This window comes from Pseudoalteromonas sp. MER144-MNA-CIBAN-0113 (assembly GCF_040308965.1).
Classification (GTDB): domain Bacteria; phylum Pseudomonadota; class Gammaproteobacteria; order Enterobacterales; family Alteromonadaceae; genus Pseudoalteromonas; species Pseudoalteromonas tetraodonis.
Genome location: NZ_JBEOOG010000001.1, coordinates 121,973 through 140,214 on the forward strand (window position 1 = coordinate 121,973; position 18,242 = coordinate 140,214).

Sequence of the window (18,242 nt, forward strand, 5' to 3'; positions counted from 1 at the left end):
AGTTAGCTCATGATTTTAAAGAGTAAATCGCGCACAGTAGCGGGCTCAAACGGTTTGTCACATATTGCGTCCACACCCGCTTGAGCAATATTAGCTAAATGGGTATCGTTAGCTTCTGAGCTCACCATCAAGATTGGGATATGCGAGTACGCATTCGATTGCCTTACCGTTTCAGTTAATTCTTTACCATCCATTTCTGGCATATTGTAGTCAGTAACAATTAAATCAAATGATTGATTATTAAGTATTTCAATCGCTTGTTTACCGTCTTCAGCCTCTACAGGCTCAGGAATACCCATCCCCGCTAGCACTCGTATTATGTGTTTTCGTGCAAAACGGCTGTCATCAACTACAAGCACTCTAAGAAGGGTCACATCAAAGTGCTCTAGTTCCACTTCTTGCTCGCTAATAATATCCAAAGTAGCTTTAAGCGCTCGGGTTATTTCGTCGGCACTAAACGGTTTAGGTAAAATCGCTAATACCCCCGATTGCCTAAGTTGCTCTAAATGGCGCTTATTACGCTCGCTCGATACCAACATAAATGCCTGTTGCTCGGTATTACTATTACTGCGTATTGCCTGTAATAAAGAATCAGCTGTGCCATCACTTAAGTACATGCTGCTAATGACTAAATCAGGGTGATAATTTGATAAAGCAGCCAGCGCGTTTTCTTGAGTGCTGGCCGTTTCAATTTGTGTCACCCCGCACTGAGCCAGTGATTTTTTTATTAGCTTTTGTTGCACTTCAGAAGGCTCAACTAATAAAATAGATAAGTTGGCTATTGCCGTTAAATCACTCATTTCAATCCTGTTAATATTAATTCTATAATTTTTATAATGCTCATTATAAAGTAATAACTTACAAGAAAAAGCTAAAACAGCAACAAAACAGCTTGTTTACCTAAACTCAACAAACTCAGCTTAAAAACGATAGTTTATGCCCGCATAATATCGTCTACCCGAATAGCTTGAGTTTAATAACCGAGACTCTGTATCGTTACCCAATCGGGTTACTTGCTCAGATTTAGTTAAATTAATCACCGCCGCTGTCAGGCTCAAGTCCTCTAATAAAGTAATTGATGCATTTACATCAACTTGCTCATATGGGTCTTGGTAAACGTTTAAACCACTATTTAAACCCAACACAGTTTCACCACGTTTATTATAAGAAGCACGAACATTGAAGGCATCTCCTTCATAATATATCGAAGTGTTGTATTGATATTTAGCACTGCCAATTAAAGGCGATTTACCAAACTCTTTACCATCTACTTCTACATCGGCCTTATTGGTTTTGTTATAGGTGTAGTTTGCATAAAAACCAAAACCACTATCAAAGGCATGCTGTATAAATACTTCAGCCCCTTTAGATACAGCATCAGTGCCATTGCCTACAGTGCTATATGGCGACACAGTAATATTTCCTGCCTCAACTATGCCCTCTTTACCTGCAAAATCTTGTTGTACGTCAATAACTAAGGGAACAACAAAGTTATCAACAGTTTTATGAAATAGTGCTAAACCAACGGCAGAGCCTTCGCTGTAATAATATTCAATAGATAAATCCGCTTGCACCGACTCAAACGGTTTTAAGTTTTTATTACCGCCACTGCCACTAAAACCCGGAATTTCATTAAATTCAGCTCTGTCGTCGGCCCACTCATCTGAAACAAACGTAATGCGTTGTTGCGCACCTAAATCGGCATAATCAGGGCGAGACATTACTTTTGCAATCGCGCCGCGCACAACAATATCTTCGCTGGCATCCCATGCAATATTAAAGCTAGGTAAAATTTGGGTATCGGTATTCTCTTGAGTAATAAGTTGATAGTCTTCAACAAATCTATCATCTCCGGTTACCGCCTCCCCGCTTTCATCATCAGTATGATCCAGCAAATATGTGTATAGATCGGTTGATGATGTCATGGTTTTCGTGCGTACAACACGTACCCCTAAATTACCGCGCACGCTATCAAATTCAAAATCACCTTGTAAATAAAATGCCGCTATTTGCTCTTCAATATCATAAATAAAGTTATCTTCTTTGCGTGTATACGGCACATAATGACTGGTCACAATATCGCGGTATTTATCCCAATCAATACCGGGCATTTGGTTTATATTAAAACCACTAGCAATGTTACCTTCGTTAATAAACACGTCTTGTGCTAGTGGCATACCGTTGTTCCACTGATAACTGTCAAAACGTGTGATCCCACCCTTACTGGCTTCTGCTGCGGCAATATCAAAATTAGGATCCAAAAAGAAGGTATTACCGGTTTCGCGGTGAAGCGTAGCTTCTCGATACTTAACCCCAGTTTTAATTGTTCTTAAAATGCCCCAATCGGTATAAATATCAAAATCAGCTTGGTAGTAATCTTCTTCAAGTTCACTACGCACAAAACTTGAATTTGACGAACCCGGATCGCGCCCACCACCCACACCATTGAGTAAGTTAGCTAACGTATTTGGATCTATATTTAAACTAATATCGTTCTCATTAATTTTCCAACCCGCTGTTTGCGCGGCATTTTCTATGTGGTTTTCATTTTCACCCGCGTTAGAACTTTTATAGGCTGCTTCCCAACTCTCTTTCGGGCCACCTTCAGAACGTGTATTACCCGCCACAAAACGGGCTTTGAAGTAATCACCTTCGTAGGTTAAGTTGAGATCAAAAGTGTCAGAGGTTGACTCTTCACGCACATAGCTGCCTCGCATCCACGGCAATTGCATATCATTTTCTATGCCACTTGCAGCTGCATCAAATTGCAATCCATTAACTATCGTGCCCGACTCATCCAAACTTACATCGGTTAAAAAGTCAGGATTTAAAGACCACTCAGGTATATCAATCACCGACTCAGTTCTATTTTTATCAAGTGAAAATCCAAAATAGTTAAAACCAATTTCTACTCGGCTAGTTAGGCGCCACTGCGTGCTAAATTGTATCCCTTCTCGCTCACGTAATTCGTTTACAATTGAACCTCGAACCACTTGAGGAAACCAGACATTGTCATAGTTATTGCCCTGAGAATCGCTTACTGAGCCCCACTGATTATTGTTTTCAACCGGCGCGCCATTAACATCAACCGGGTTTTCACCAATAAAGCGCCACACATTTGCATCGGTGCCACCCGAAAGAGTTCGGTTAGTGCGTGTTTGTGAGGTGTAACCAAACAACACACCAAAAGTATCAGCATCGTTCTTCCAAGAATAAAGTGCGGTTACTTGCGGCTCAGATTCTTCAGTCACATCGGCATAAGTGCTTTCAATATTAATCACCCCTGAGTTTGCATCCATACTTAGCGGCTTACGACTATGCATTAATACCGTGCCGCCCACTCCACCTTCATCTAAACGTGCCTCTGGTGATTTATACACTTCCACGCTTTCAATCATGGCTGAGGGGAGTAATGCATAATCAAACGAACGAGATGGCTCGCCTGGTGATGACGCAATAAAATTACCATTTAACTGAGAAAAGGTGAGTTCAGATGATAACCCCCTAATACTAACCGATGAGCCTTCGCCACCGTCACGGTCAATCACTACCCCTGGTACGCGTTGTAATGAGTCTGCGACATTTTTATCAGGGAACTTACCAATATCTTCCGCTGTTATGGCATCAACCACAGAGCTAGACAAACGCTTTATATCTAAATTAGCCGCCATACTGGAACGGATACCGCGTACCTCAATTACTTCCATATCTTTGCTTTTTAATGCTTTATCTTCTGCTTCATCAGCATATGCATGATTGACAACAGATAGAATAGACACGCATAGCGTTGATTTAATAAAAAGTGGAAGAGAGTGATGTGCAGCGTGGGTTATCCGATGAGCGGTCATAGTTTTAACAGTTCCATTTAAAATACAGTTAATACTTAAAGATGATCGTACTAGCTAAAGATGGTACGAAAAAAGTAGCTGTATTTTACATAACCAAGCTTAATAGCTTGTTAATGCAAACTGATGAGTAACTGAATACCTTGTCAATAAATAGCCAATTCAAATATAAACAAGAAGTTAAGCAGCAAAATAACTATTTAGCTGCTTAGGAAGGAGTAACTAGATCAAACAACAGGCACTGTTATTTTTTATCACTATCACTAATAGCTTGGATATAATAGCCCAAGCTGGCATGAGAAAGTTCTCCCATATGGCTGGTGACTAACTCACCTTGGCTATTATAAAACAAAGTGGTTGGTAAGCCCGCAGCACCTGATTCGCGACTCACATTACTGCTTTGGTCAAAAAACACATGATTTAGGTCGAGTTGCTGTTCATCAAGGAACGCTTTTACCGTGTGTAAGTCTTCGCCTTGATTGACAAACGCCACTGTAATGTTTGGATTATTTTTTTGAGCCGCTTGCAGTACCGGCATTTCTTTTCGACACGGCGGACACCACGACGCCCAAAAGTTAATCACCACCGGCTTACCTTTGAAGTTTTGTAAGTTAACTTGCTGCCCTTGAATATTATGCACAACAGACTGCGGTAACTGCACACCCGTTTGGTAGATAGACAGCGCAAAATTAGGAATAATCATTGAACAAAAACCAACAAACCCAGCAATAGCATAGTTTTTCATTACCGCTTTTTTACCACGTGCATAAAATGCTAAAACCACTATACCGCTGAGCCAGCCATAATAACCAATAAAGCCGCCATCGCTAATATTAAAAAGCTGCCACCAGTTACCTTGATAGGCATCCCACATGGTAAACACAAACGCTAACCGAGAGACTAAAAACCCCACCACAATTGCTTTGAAGACTGTGTCTAAAATTGCTTTTTGTAATGGATGTTGGCGTGTTAATAAATAGGTAAGCCCCCAAAAAATGCCTAATCCTAAAAAAATAATTAGCTGTGAAATAGAAATAACCAAAGGCCCAAGAGAAATGCTCAACATTGCTGTCGTCTTCTTATAATGTATTTAAGTACTTAAAATAACCAGTACGTAGTGTGAATTAAAGGCTAACAATAACATAGCCTAAGCTGTACTGATTATTAATAACGCATAATTGATGATGTATATCAGTAACACGTGATCTATTTTACATAGTACATAAGTACTTTTAACCTTGCTGCTGTATGTACTCCAATGCAGTCATTTTTTTATAACTTACATTTGAATGCAATACATGAGCAGGGTCGGGGTCAACAATTTCAATAGGAATAGCGTAATTACGTGCAATCTCTAATGCCATTTGGGTAATGTTTACGCTAAAAGAGGTACCCATAAATACCATTTTATCGGCATTCATCATTCGCTGCTGCGCCTCAGTAATGCGGTATAGCTCAGTGTAATATTCATCAAATAACAACACAAAGGGCTTTAAAGAATGATTAAGCTTTGGCTGATGGTTTTCAATATTGAATAACGCAAGTAGAGAGCGATGTAAGTTGCTCTCATCAACATTATCCCAAGCAGTTGTTTGTGATGTAACGTCATCACCTTGATGATGAAACAGCGTCATTTGATCAAGCCGACCATGAATCGCAATGTAATTTTTATTACCCGCCTTACCATCTAGCCCATCAATATTTTGGGTAATTAAGTTTTTATCACTTAACCAATAATGCACTTCGTTAGGACCATGATGACGATAAGTTGCAAAACGATGATAATACCAAGCTAAAAACTCACTTGGGTTATTTTCATACATTGCACGTGTCGCCATTTCCATTGGCGTATAGTTTTTACTACCAATAGCCCAAAAGCCATCCTCACCGCGAAAGGTGGGAATACCGCTAGCAGCACTTACACCTGCTCCAGTAATGTATAACGTATTCATAAAGCCATCTCTTATTTTCAATAAACCTATAATACTTTATAAAACTTTGTTTTTAGATCCTAACTGTAAGTATTTTTATAGTTAATTATTCTTTACTAGGTGCGGGGGCTTGATTACGTATAAACGCTGGTATGTCAAAAATATCAGAGGGTTGAGGTTTGGCTCTCGCAGCTGGCGATTGTTCGGTTTCGCTACTAGGCGCTCTATTAAAAGGTTCAACAATCATCTTAGCGCTTGCACCAGTGGCGATGATCAACAGTTCATAATTCGTTGCTAAATTTTCTATTTTTGAAACACCACAAATAACCAACGCATTTGGGCTCACCTGCTGGCGCACTGTATCGGTAATCAGGTTATAACTACCCAGTGAAACCTCTTCCTTACAGTTTACCTGTATAATTACACCGGTACTTGATGACATATCAACTTGATTAACTAACGGGTTATTAAGGGCACTATCCAATGCAGTGGCAAGCTCGCTTTCTTCATCGCATTTACCAACACCTAGTACTGCATCACCCTGGCAATCCATAATTTTAGCAAAATCGTTTAAATCAACATTTATTAGGCCTTGATAGCACAGCATATCGATGAGTGATTTTATCAGTGAGTGGAGTATTTGGTTTGAGTGTTTAAACGCATCAAATAAGCCAATATCATTACCAAGTACTTCAATAAGTTGATCGTTTGGGAGTGTAATAACCGCATTAGCATGTTCTTTGAGAGCATTTAGGCCGGTTTGCGCAATGTTGCTTCTAAACTCGCCTTCACTACTAAAAGGTAATGTGGCAACGAATATAATGGGTTTACCTTGCTCACTTGCAAGCTCTGCAATGTAAGGGCTAGCGCCAGTTCCAGTACCACCCCCCAGCCCTGTAGCACACAGTATTATATCGCAGCCATTAATAAGCGTTAAAAGCTGCTCTTTACTCTCTTCTGCCGCTTGTAGTCCAACTTTAGGGTCAGCGCCGGCACCATACCCATGAGTGAGCTCAGCACCTATTAGTACTGCTTCATCACTCTGTGTATGTTCAAGTACTACTTTATCGGTATTAACACTGTACAAGTGCGCTTGTTCAGATTCACGTTGTTCAAAAATACTGTTAAGGGTATTACAGCCGCACCCACCAATACCAAATACACCGATTGATAAACCATCATTTTGTTGAATTAATTGAAACATAACACCTCCTTCATCTTTAAAAGGAGCATAGCAAACAGGTGCGTCAATTTTTGACGCACCTAAACTAGTTGGAGTTATTTATAAATATTAGCGGCCGCTTTTAGCTTGCTAACAATTCTTTGTCGCAGCCTTTCAGGTTTAATTACCTCTAGCCAATGAGCACATTTAAATAGCTCATCAGTCAATTGTTCGGTATCAATAGTCTGGTAGGTAAGTAATACGTTTTTATCGTCATAATATTGCTTGTCAATCAGCTCGCCAAGCTCAATAAACCCTTGGTTAGCAGCAGAGTGGTTAGGTACTTTCACAACTAACTCAATCGCTTTTTGCGACATGCCTTTATTAATCGCACTACGTAACGACTTTAACTGCTCAGTGCTTGGCTCACGTCGTGTTCTTTGCAGTACCTGTACATTACGAATGCGGTAAACCGGCATCTGGTAACATTTATCGTGAAGCCTCCCCACCATAAACTGAACCATTAAAACACCGCCTTGCTCAACTAAGTTATAAAAACTCAGCTCAGCAAATTTTAACCAATGTGCCTCATCGTACAACACTCTATAAAGCTCAGCGCTCACAGCACGGTTGTACTCAATCGCATGCTCAATTTGCGCCACTAACTGAGTATCAATATTTACTTTTAAGGAAGGTTTTGGAAGAGTTGCAAGCCAATCGGGCACATGGCCATTAAAACGTTTAAGCGCCTGCTCGGCTTTAATATGAACTGAGCGTTTAACATCACTCGGTATCGATTGTGGTAGTAACTGCTCCAACAACAAATAATGCTCAGCTACTTCACTGCTCATTATTTTTGCGCTACCACCTCGCCACTGCGCACTGATAGACCAGCCATATGGCTTACTGCGCGTATCTTTTTCGAGACCGAAGCAGCCTTGCTCGTAAAGTGATTGCAGGTCACGTTGGAGCATGCGGGTTGATAATTCAACACCTCGTAGTGATAAGTTTTCTCGTAGCTGTTTGACTGAAATACTTAAAGGGCTGATAGGTATATATTCTAAAAGAGTTAGGTATCTTAAAGGTTTCATTTTTATTAGTCTTACCAGCTAGTAGAAAATTATCTAATTTTCATAATATGTTATTAATATCAATTAATTCAATATCTAATAAAATTATTACATATCAAATAAACCTCTAATATAAATTGAAATTACTAGTACTTTTGTTACTGTAAGTACATTACAGAGTCGATTTTAAATATTTATAAAGGGAAATAATATGGGAATTATAAAAAGAAGAGGAAGCTCTACAAACGCAATTTTGGTCTTAGAGTCGCCTTGGGGATTAGATGAAAAAGACAATAACAGAAGCTCTGTCGTTCCTTTCATGCAAGGAATTGCAAAATATACCGGTGATACAGAAGTCTTTCATGCAAACTTTTACGATAAAAAAAGCTTTGATTACGCACTAGATTGTATCACCCGTGAAGGCTTCAAAAATACCATTATTTACATTGCCGCTCATGGTAATAAAAATAAAGTTGGTAATGTAGAGGTCGATCACATACTTTATAAAGTGTCCTCTATTTCGCAGCGACAAAACATAACAGGGCTTTTATTTGGCTCCTGTTTTGTTGGTGGTAACACTCCTAAAATGGATGCTTATATTCAAGAATCAGGCCTACGTTGGTGCATGGGATACGCTTCGTCATGCAATTGGCTTGAAGGTACTATGATAGATGCAGCAATAATAGGTGCTATGATCTCATTAGAAAACGGAGACTTTGAATCAAGAGATATAATCAATTCAGCCTTTGCAGATGCAATTGCTCCATTTGCAGATAATTTCATCATTGGCTCTGACTATTCTGGAGACAAAGTATCAATTCGAGACTCTCTTAAATTTGTTTGTCAACCTGAAGGTAAAGGCTACAGAGCAAAAGATGTTACTGATGATGTGTTTGAAATGGCAAACACTCTAAGGTTTGATTAATAGTCACGAGGCTTAATACTTATCAAATCAACATCACAGTAAATCTATTCTTTACAATAAGTTAGCCACATAAAGAAAAACAATCATCAATCTCTACTTGCTTATTTAGCTAATTTATATAAATTAGCTAAATACTCTTCTCAAAGTACACTCTTATGAACGAGCAAGTGATATTCGATAATATCAAAACAGCGTTAAACAACGCGCCACGCAATCAGTTTACTGTCGAAATGCACCTACAAATGATTAAATACGCTGATAATCTAAAAAGCATAACCGCTAAAGAATTTTGCCAAGGTGTAGGGTTAAAAGACAGTTTTGGCACTGAATTTTCAAAAATGCGCAACCTCACTCAACGACTCAAAGCCGCAGGCTTAAGTACCGACTTGCTCTAATCACGCTTTCACAAGGATTAAACGAAACTCCAATGGCTATTAAAAAAACAGAACTCTATTCATCTCTTTGGGCAAGTTGTGACGAACTACGTGGTGGTATGGATGCCAGCCAATATAAAGACTACGTACTAACTATGTTATTTATGAAGTACGTAAGCGATAAATTTAAAGGCGACCCTTACGGCATGATAGTCGTACCAAAAGGTGCAAGCTACGACGATATGATTGCCGCTAAAGGCGATAAAGAAATTGGCGATAAAATTAATAAAATCATTTCAGCCCTTGCTGAAGAAAACGACCTTAAGGGCGTGATTGATGTTGCCGACTTTAACGATGAAGACAAGCTCGGTAAAGGCAAAGACATGATTGACCGCCTAACCAAATTGGTAGGTATATTTCAGGGGTTAGACTTATCAACCAACCGCGCTGGCGGTGACGACTTATTAGGTGATGCTTATGAGTTTTTAATGCGCCACTTTGCGACTGAATCGGGTAAATCAAAAGGCCAGTTTTATACGCCATCTGAGGTTTCTCAAATATTAGCCAAAGTAGTGGGAATAACAAAAGATACCCCGCAAGATGCTACCGCGTACGATCCTACATCGGGCTCAGGTTCGTTATTATTAAAAGCCAGTGACGAAGCACCCCGAGGGCTGTCTATTTACGGGCAAGAAATGGATAACGCGACTAGCGCACTCGCTCGTATGAACATGATATTGCACAACAATACAACGGCTAAAATTTTCAAGGGTAATACGCTTTCAGAACCACACTGGAAAGATGCGGATGGCCAACTTAAAACATTTGATTTTGCAGTTGCTAATCCGCCTTTTTCTAACAAAAATTGGACTAGCGGCTTAACGCCAGAAAACGATTTATATAACCGTTTTACGTGGGGCATACCACCAGAAAAAAACGGCGACTACACCTTTTTACTACACATTATTAAAAGCTTAAAAAGTACCGGTAAGGGGGCAGTAATATTACCACACGGAGTATTATTCCGTGGTAATGCCGAAGCCACCATTCGTGAAAACCTAATCAAGCAAGGTTACATCAAAGGCATTATTGGCTTACCTGCTAACCTGTTCTACGGTACGGGTATTCCCGCTTGTATTATCGTGATCGATAAAGAACACGCGCAAAAAGCGGTTACTAATTTTACTGAAGACGATAAAAATCTACCGACCATTGCAGGTCGCTCTATTTTTATGATTGATGCTTCCAAAGGCTTTATTAAAGACGGCAATAAAAACCGCCTGCGCAGTCAAGACATACATAAAGTTGTTGATGTATTTAACAAAGGTTCACAGCTTGAACGCTTTAGCCGATTAGTACCGATTGACGAAATCGCCAAGAATGATTTTAACCTTAATATCCCTCGTTATATTGACTCATCTGAGCCAGAAGATTTACACGATTTAAGCGCCCACCTGCAAGGCGGTATTCCTAACCGAGATATTGATGCACTACAGCATTACTGGCAAGTATTCCCAAGCATTCGAGCGACTTTATTCAAGCCAGCGCCTGAACTTAAACGAAGCGGTTACAGTCTCTGTATGCTTGAAGCCAGCCAAGTTAAAAGTAGCATTCTTGCACATCAAGAATTTAAAGACTTTGCCAGCCGCAGCTTATTGCCATTTAAAAAGTGGATACCTGAAGCTAAATTAAAAGAGATAAAAGTAGGCGATAATCCAAAAGACTTTATCTTTAATATTTCAGAAAATTTACTAGGTAGCTATGCCAATAGCGACCTATTAAGTAAATACGATATTTACCAAATCCTCATGGATTACTGGGCCGACACCCTACAAGACGATGTCTATGTAATAGCGCAAGACGATTGGCAAGCAGGTAATACGTTACGCGAGTTAGTGGCTAAGAAAGGTGAGAAGCTTAAAGAAACACCTGATTTAATTATCAATAAAACAAAGTACAAAGCCGAGCTTATTCCGCCACGCTTAATAGTTGCTCGTTACTTTGCAGGTGTTCAAGCTCAGATTAATGCTCTGCAAACCAAACAAGATGAAGCCACCCAAGCACTGGAAAACTACTTAGAGGAAAATGGCGGTGAAGATGGCTTATTGATTGAAGCTATCAACGATAAAGACAAAATCACCAAAGCCAGCGTTGCAGCCAGAGCTAAGTTAGCAACAGATGCTGACGAAGTTAAGGTACTTAAACAAGTAACTAAGTTGTTTAACGCAGATTCTGCTGCTAAAAAAGCAGTGAAAGAAGCGCAAGAGGCTCTGGATTTAGCCGTATTTAACCAATATCCAAAACTTGATATAGATGAAATCAAAACCCTGATTGTCGATGACAAATGGCTAGCCACATTACAAGCTAATATTGTGGCAGAAATTGAACGAGTCACTCAGCAAATGGCTAATCGTGTTAAACAACTTGAAGAGCGTTACAGCACGCCATTGCCAACCCTCACTAAATCAGTTGATGACCTTAGCGATAAAGTTGTAGGCCATTTGAAAGCGATGGGCTTGGAGTTGTCGCTATGAGCGCTTTAATGCAAACGATAGCTGAAGGTTTTAAGCAAACAGAGGTTGGAATTATTCCTGATGATTGGAACTCTGCATCATTACACGAAATTTGTACCTTTGGAGGAGGAACAACTCCACCTAGGTCACAACACGATAGGTATTTCGTTGGTGGTAACAATAACTGGATTAAGACTACCGATCTTAATAACTCATTACTTGAGATATCTGAAGAGCAAATTACTGATTTAGCTATAGCAGAAACAGGACTTAAAAAACATCCAGTTGGTAGTGTGTTGGTAGCTATGTATGGAGGTTTTAATCAAATAGGACGCACAGGCTATATCACTCAACCTTCATCCATAAACCAAGCATTAGTTGCTGTAAAGCCTAAACCTAAAAAGCTGCACTCGTATTATTTATTGTCTGAATTAAATTACAATGTTGATTATTGGAAAGGTGTTGCTAGCAGTAGCCGAAAAGACCCTAATATTACCAGCAATGACGTCAAAAATTACAAAATTGCTCTACCGTCCGTAGAAGAACAAACCGCCATTGCTAGTGCCTTATCCGATGTTGACGCGCTATTAACGGAACTAGAAAACCTCATCGCCAAAAAACAAGCGATTAAAACCGCCACCATGCAGCAACTGCTTACAGGTAAAACCCGTTTACCGAAGTTTGCAACATACACCGAAGGCGAAAAGCAAGGCGTTCCTGAAGGTAAGTGCAAAGGCACAAAACCTAGCCAACTAGGTGAGATTCCTGAAGATTGGGATGTGGGGAAATTTAATGATGTATGCCTCTCTTTCAAAACAGGTAAATTAGATGCAAATGCCATGAGAAATGATGGTGAGTATAGGTTTTATACCTGTGCTCGAAAGCATTACTACATTGACCATTATGCCTTTGATACCGAAGCGCTGCTTGTTTCTGGTAACGGTGCAAATGTTGGTTACGTGCATTATTTTAAAGGTAAATTTAATGCGTATCAGCGTACTTATGTACTTTCAGATTTTTGTGCCGATGTTAAGTATCTGAAAATTTATTTAGAAGAAAGATTGGCTGAAAGAATACGAGTAGAAGTGAACTCCGGTAATACACCATATATTACGATGGACACATTGACCGATATGCTAGTAATTTTGCCACCTAAAGAAGAGCAAACAGCTATAGCCACTATCCTTTCAGATATGGATAACGAAATCCAAACCCTTGAACAACGCTTGACGAAAACCCGTCAAATCAAACAAGGCATGATGCAACAGCTACTCACAGGCCGCACAAGGTTGCCATTTAAAAGTCTTGAGACTGAACAGGATGGAGGTAGCTGATGCCGACAGAACAAAGCCTTGCCCAGCTGCGAGCCCTGTTAAAAGAGTTATGCCATTTACCCGATGAAACCGAATGGGTGGAATTTAAGCATAATGTTGATGTGATTAAAATTGGCGAATATATCTCTGCACTCGCAAACTCAGCCGCGCTACTTGGCAAACAAACTGCGTACTTAGTTTATGGTGTAGATGATAAGACCCATGATGTAATTGGTACGAACTTTAAACCTTCAACTCAAAAGCATAAAGGGCAAGAGCTAGAGAGCTGGTTGTTACAAAAAACTGCACCCAAAATACATTTTCAGTTTTACGAGTTTAGCCATGTTAACGATTTACCTGTTGTTATTTTGGAGGTGCAGGCAGCAGCGCATACACCTGTGCAATTTGATGGTACAGAGTTTATTCGCATTGGCTCTTACAAAAAAAAGCTACGTGAATATCCCGAAAAAGAACGTGCCTTATGGCGCGTATTTGATAACACCCCGTTTGAGCAACAACTAGCAGCAGAAAATTGCAATGTTGAAGAAGTGCTAAAACTTATAGATTACCCCTCTTATTTTGACTTAGTTAACTTACCACTGCCTGAAGGTCGCGAAGGGATTTTAAACGCACTTGAAGCTGATAAACTCATTAGTGCAACGCAAGCGGGTAAATGGCATATTACCAATTTAGGGGCGATATTATTTGCTAAAAAGCTGCAAGATTTTCAGCATTTAGCTCGTAAAGCCGTGCGGTTAGTACAGTATAAAGGGAATAGCCGAGTAGAAACAGTACGAGAACTCGAAGGTAATAAAGGCTATGCCGTTGGCTTTGAGGGACTTATAGACTATTTAAAGACCCTACTGCCTTCTAATGAAGAAATTGGCAAAGCATTTCGTAAAGAAGTACCTATGTATCCAGAGCTAGCAATACGCGAATTAGCGGCTAACGCTATTATTCACCAAGATTTTTCGTTAACAGGCACAGGACCTATGGTTGAGCTATTCGATACGCGCATGGAAATAACCAACCCTGGTATTCCGCTAGTCGATACAGATCGATTTTTAGATTCCCCACCTAGAAGCCGTAACGAAGCGCTAGCTTCTTTTATGCGTCGTATTAATATTTGTGAAGAGCGCGGTACGGGTATCGATAAAGTTATTTTTCAAACTGAGTTATACCAATTACCTGCCCCTTTATTTGAAGTAACAGAGCACCATACTCGCTCTGTTTTATTTGGTCATAGGGAATTTGCTGAAATGGACAAAGAAGATCGTATTCGTGCCTGTTATCAGCATTGTTGTTTAAAGCATGTAAACAGAGAGCATATGAATAATAAGTCGCTACGCGAGCGCTTTGCTATTGCAGAAAAGAATAGCGCAATGGTAAGCAGAATAATAAAGGATACAGTCCATGCGGGCTTAATTAAACCTTATGATGCCGATGCAGGAACCAAAGCAATGCGCTACGTACCACACTGGTATTAATTTGCTTGACCGTTGCTTGACTAGACAATCAATCAAGTGATTTTATAAAGCAGAAAAAAACATAACAAGCTGTAATTTATAAACTTTATTTAAATAAATTTGCTTGATTACTTTATAAATAAAGAGTTTTAATAATCTAAAATGGAAGTTGAAATAATAACTATGACAGGAAAACTTAATAAGGACATTATATCGGTTAGCACATTACTCAAAAAGAGTAATTTAGCTATACCCAACTATCAACGCCCTTACAAATGGACACAAGCTAACCTTGCTGATTTGCTCGGTGATTTAAAAATTTATAGAGGTAAATTAGCTTACCGCCTTGGATCTATTGTATTTCATCAACATTCAGAAAAAAAACAAGAAACGCTCGACATTGTTGATGGGCAGCAACGTACGCTCACACTTGTGCTATTAGTAAAAGCCTTACTAGATGAACGGCTCAATACAAATGACTCCAATGCACAAATTAAACGTCAAGATGTAAAAACATTGCTGCTCTCACTTGAGCAACCAATTAATAATTTTTTACGACGTCAAACCTTTAATAGTGATATATCGCATCGTAATTTACATCAAAATTTTATGGCAGCTAAACGCGCGGTAGCAAAAAGTGATTTTACCGAGGCCGATATTGAGTTTTTATTGGAACGCTGTGAAGTGGTTACTTTTGTACTTAATGATGTATCTGAAGCCTTTCAGTTTTTTGATTCACAAAATGCCAGAGGCCGAGATTTAGATCCGCACGATTTGTTAAAAGCCTTTCATTTACGTGAGTTTTCAGACGCTGAAACCGAATTAAAAGCCGATTCTGTACGCCATTGGGAAAGCTTAGAGAGCGAACAGCTAGCACGATTGTTTGCTAACTACTTATTTCGTATTCGCAACTGGGCACAAGGGAAATCGGCACTGTATTTTAACAAATCACAAGTGGAATTATTTAAAGGGGTAAATCTTGACCAGGTTGGACTTTACCCGTATGTAGAACCACTTCGCATTTCCCATCACTTTGTTGATGACTATAACGCGCAATATCAGCGCCATATTGATCATCAACATATGCGTTTTCCTTTCCACCTTGATCAAATGATTATAAACGGTAGGCGCTTTTTTGAAATGACGAGTCATTATCAGCAAAAAATTGCTGAGATAGTGAGCGATGAACGTAATAGCAAAAATAACGACTCTAAGCAGCTTATTCGCATATTAGATAACGAACTAGAACCACGTGCTTGTGAAATTTTACACACACTAAACAACTACAGTTCACGTACACGAACAGGTGATGGCTATATACGTAATCTATTTGATTGCGCGGTGATTTTTTATTTAGATAAGTTTGGCCCACATGAGCTATCGCAAGCTATAGAAAAGCTGTTTATTTGGGCTTATAGCTGCCGCTTGAAAATGCAGGTTGTTGGTATTGAGCGCATGAATAAACATGCACTCAGCAATAATGTGTTTGAGCGAATAAAACAAGCAGTACAACCAAGTGATGTATTAAATTGGCCTTTACCAACATTGAAAAAGTCTGAATGTAATGGAACTAAGCTTACCGAGATCGCTTATCTGTTTGAGGAAATGAAGTACTATGAATAATATTCAAGCACTCAAGGTGCAAAGCAGTAATGTCAACGCGAACAATCAGATACATAGTTACAAAGTTAAAGAGTTATTAAGTGATACTAACCGATATTTAGTCCCTATGTATCAACGTAACTATGCATGGGGTGAAGGTGAAATTAATCAATTAATACAAGATGTGTTGGATTATCAGGAAAATAAACCAAATCAAACCTATTATATTGGTACATTGGTGGTGTTTAAGCGCAAAGATGACAGCTATGAAGTCATAGATGGCCAGCAGCGCTTTACGACCCTTACCTTATTGGCTTTTGCTCTTAAACGTATGGTCACTAAGTATCAAACCTTTGATATGGGTTGGTATGACGTAGTAAATCTCAGTTTTGAAAGTCGTCAGAAGTCATCTGACACTTTTGCAAGTTTGATTCAGGGCGTTGCTTTAGAGCATCTAAGCACAGATGACTATAATTTAGATGTAATTAATGGTTATACATTACTTGAAAAGGGCTTATTAGCGCTTGGAGCTAAGCTAGAAGGTTTTTGCTCTTACTTATTCGATAAAGTAGAAATTACTCGTGTTTGTGTACCAGAAGATACCGATTTGAATCATTACTTTGAGGTAATGAATAATCGTGGTGAGCAGCTTGAAAAGCATGAAGTGATTAAAGCAAGATTGATGTCGGTGCTAACCGATGACAATGATAAAGAATTATTAAGTAAGGTCTGGGACGCTACCGCTAGTATGGAACGTTACATTCAGTATGGTTTTAATCCAGATGAGCGCCACTGCATATTTGGTAAAGACGACTGGGGGCAATTTACGCCAATAAATTATGCTGATTTAGCTGCGTGTAATGAAAGCGTAGCCAAAACAAAACAGAGCGGAAAAATTGAAAGCGCCTCTCTTTCGCTAAATGACATGTTAGCCAAGCCACCACCGTCGTCTTTAGGGACAGATATTACGCTTACACCTGAGCGCTTTAATAGCGTGATTAACTTTTCAAACTTCTTACTTCATGTGTTACGAGTTTTAACAAAACAAGACATCGCATTAGACGATAAGCGCTTACTAGAACAGTTTGATAGATATTTAAAAGACAGCAACAATAAAGTTAAAGCAGTAAAAGACTTCGTTTATGCATTATTAAAGTGCAAATACCTTTTTGACCAATTCATCATCAAACGTGAATTTAGTGACGGTAAAGATAAATGGAGCTTAAAACGTCTGCATTTTTATAATACAAAAAGCCAAAGCTATATAAACACTTTTGGTGGCAGTAATGAACTAGATGATGAAGATGGCTTTAAGGGACAAAACCGAGTATGCCTAATGTTGCTGTCGGCTTTTCATGTTTCCACTCCGACTTTGGTTTATAAGCATTGGCTCAATGCTGCTCTTTACTATCTATACAACGCAGAAGAAGTGGATTTTGAAGGTTACATGAAGCACCTAAGACGGGTAGCTAAACGCTTTATATTTGACCGTTTTCTCTCTCACCAAGAGGGTAAAACGTACTTTGAAATGATTTATAAGTCGAAATCAAACGACTATCCAAAAAATTTAACCGCAAATGATATTAATATTGATAAGCTGTGTTTTGGGAAAATAGAGAATAACTTTGTTTTTAACTATCTTGATTATTTGCTTTGGCGAAAAAAGCGTAATTCAACAGCTGTTATTTCTGAGTTCGAATTTACATTTAGAAGCTCTGTTGAGCACTTTTATCCGCAACATCCAATGAATGAATTCGAACCACTTAAAGGTGGTTCGCTTCACGAGTTCGGTAACTTGTGCTTAATAAGTCACAGTAAAAATTCACGTTTAAGTAATTTCCCACCTAAAACAAAACTTAATCATTTTACCGCTGGATTAAAGAAAAATCAGATCGATAGCCTAAAGCTATATGAAATGCTACAACTAATGGAGCAAGACGATAGCTGGGAAGAAACCCAAATAATAAAGCATGGACAAGAAATGCTATCTATTTTATGTGGTTCAACAAAAACAAAAAAGAAAACGCAAACAAGGAAGTAG

Annotated in this window: 13 protein-coding genes; 7 read left to right on the plus strand and 6 right to left on the minus strand. The window is 39.1% G+C overall.

Going from position 1 to position 18,242, the window contains the following annotated elements; genetic code table 11:
• Positions 1 to 2: 2 nt before the first annotated feature.
• From AAEY57_RS00515 to AAEY57_RS00540, 6 genes are all read right to left on the minus strand, one after another.
• On the minus strand, positions 3 to 800 hold the full coding sequence (locus AAEY57_RS00515) for a response regulator transcription factor (protein WP_350605651.1): 798 nt from the start codon (positions 798 to 800) through the stop codon (positions 3 to 5).
• A gap of 120 nt (positions 801 to 920) precedes the next feature.
• The gene (locus AAEY57_RS00520) at positions 921 to 3,848 is read right to left on the minus strand and encodes a TonB-dependent receptor (RefSeq protein WP_350605653.1); all 2,928 of its coding nucleotides are present in this window, start codon (positions 3,846 to 3,848) and stop codon (positions 921 to 923) included.
• Between the two features lie 241 nt (positions 3,849 to 4,089).
• A complete protein-coding gene (locus AAEY57_RS00525) occupies positions 4,090 to 4,911 on the minus strand; it encodes a prolipoprotein diacylglyceryl transferase family protein (RefSeq protein ID WP_350605655.1) in 822 nt (273 codons plus the stop codon).
• 166 nt (positions 4,912 to 5,077) lie between these two features.
• A complete protein-coding gene (locus tag AAEY57_RS00530; RefSeq protein ID WP_350605658.1) occupies positions 5,078 to 5,797 on the minus strand; it encodes an SIR2 family NAD-dependent protein deacylase in 720 nt (239 codons plus the stop codon).
• An 85-nt stretch (positions 5,798 to 5,882) separates the two neighbouring features.
• Positions 5,883 to 6,980 (minus strand): cell division protein FtsZ, encoded by a 1,098-nt coding sequence (locus tag AAEY57_RS00535; RefSeq protein WP_350605660.1) that lies wholly within the window; start codon positions 6,978 to 6,980, stop codon positions 5,883 to 5,885.
• A gap of 74 nt (positions 6,981 to 7,054) precedes the next feature.
• Complete coding sequence (locus AAEY57_RS00540; RefSeq protein ID WP_350605661.1) at positions 7,055 to 8,029, minus strand: helix-turn-helix transcriptional regulator; 975 nt, start codon at positions 8,027 to 8,029, stop codon at positions 7,055 to 7,057.
• 190 nt (positions 8,030 to 8,219) lie between these two features.
• Between AAEY57_RS00540 and AAEY57_RS00545 the strand changes: the two genes are divergently transcribed.
• The 7 genes from AAEY57_RS00545 to AAEY57_RS00575 all read left to right on the plus strand — a co-directional run bounded on the left by AAEY57_RS00545 (position 8,220) and on the right by AAEY57_RS00575 (position 18,242).
• Positions 8,220 to 8,933, plus strand: a complete 714-nt coding sequence (locus AAEY57_RS00545) for a hypothetical protein (RefSeq protein WP_350605664.1) — start codon at positions 8,220 to 8,222, stop codon at positions 8,931 to 8,933.
• 155 nt (positions 8,934 to 9,088) lie between these two features.
• Entirely contained in the window at positions 9,089 to 9,328 is a 240-nt protein-coding gene (locus tag AAEY57_RS00550; protein ID WP_024611833.1) for an HTH-like domain-containing protein, read from the plus strand.
• A gap of 32 nt (positions 9,329 to 9,360) precedes the next feature.
• The gene (locus AAEY57_RS00555) at positions 9,361 to 11,841 is read left to right on the plus strand and encodes a type I restriction-modification system subunit M (protein WP_350605666.1); all 2,481 of its coding nucleotides are present in this window, start codon (positions 9,361 to 9,363) and stop codon (positions 11,839 to 11,841) included.
• Entirely contained in the window at positions 11,838 to 13,154 is a 1,317-nt protein-coding gene (locus tag AAEY57_RS00560) for a restriction endonuclease subunit S (RefSeq protein WP_350605668.1), read from the plus strand. Before AAEY57_RS00555 ends, AAEY57_RS00560 begins: the two co-directional genes overlap by 4 nt.
• Positions 13,154 to 14,620, plus strand: a complete 1,467-nt coding sequence (locus AAEY57_RS00565; RefSeq protein ID WP_138626985.1) for an ATP-binding protein — start codon at positions 13,154 to 13,156, stop codon at positions 14,618 to 14,620. Before AAEY57_RS00560 ends, AAEY57_RS00565 begins: the two co-directional genes overlap by 1 nt.
• Before the next feature lie 162 nt (positions 14,621 to 14,782).
• Positions 14,783 to 16,222 carry a DUF262 domain-containing protein gene (locus tag AAEY57_RS00570; RefSeq protein ID WP_350605672.1) on the plus strand — a complete coding sequence of 480 codons (1,440 nt, stop codon included), beginning with the start codon at positions 14,783 to 14,785 and terminating at the stop codon, positions 16,220 to 16,222.
• Positions 16,215 to 18,242: a DUF262 domain-containing protein gene (locus AAEY57_RS00575; RefSeq protein WP_350605674.1), complete on the plus strand. Its 2,028-nt coding sequence runs from the start codon at positions 16,215 to 16,217 to the stop codon at positions 18,240 to 18,242. The genes AAEY57_RS00570 and AAEY57_RS00575 overlap by 8 nt, the downstream gene beginning before the upstream one ends.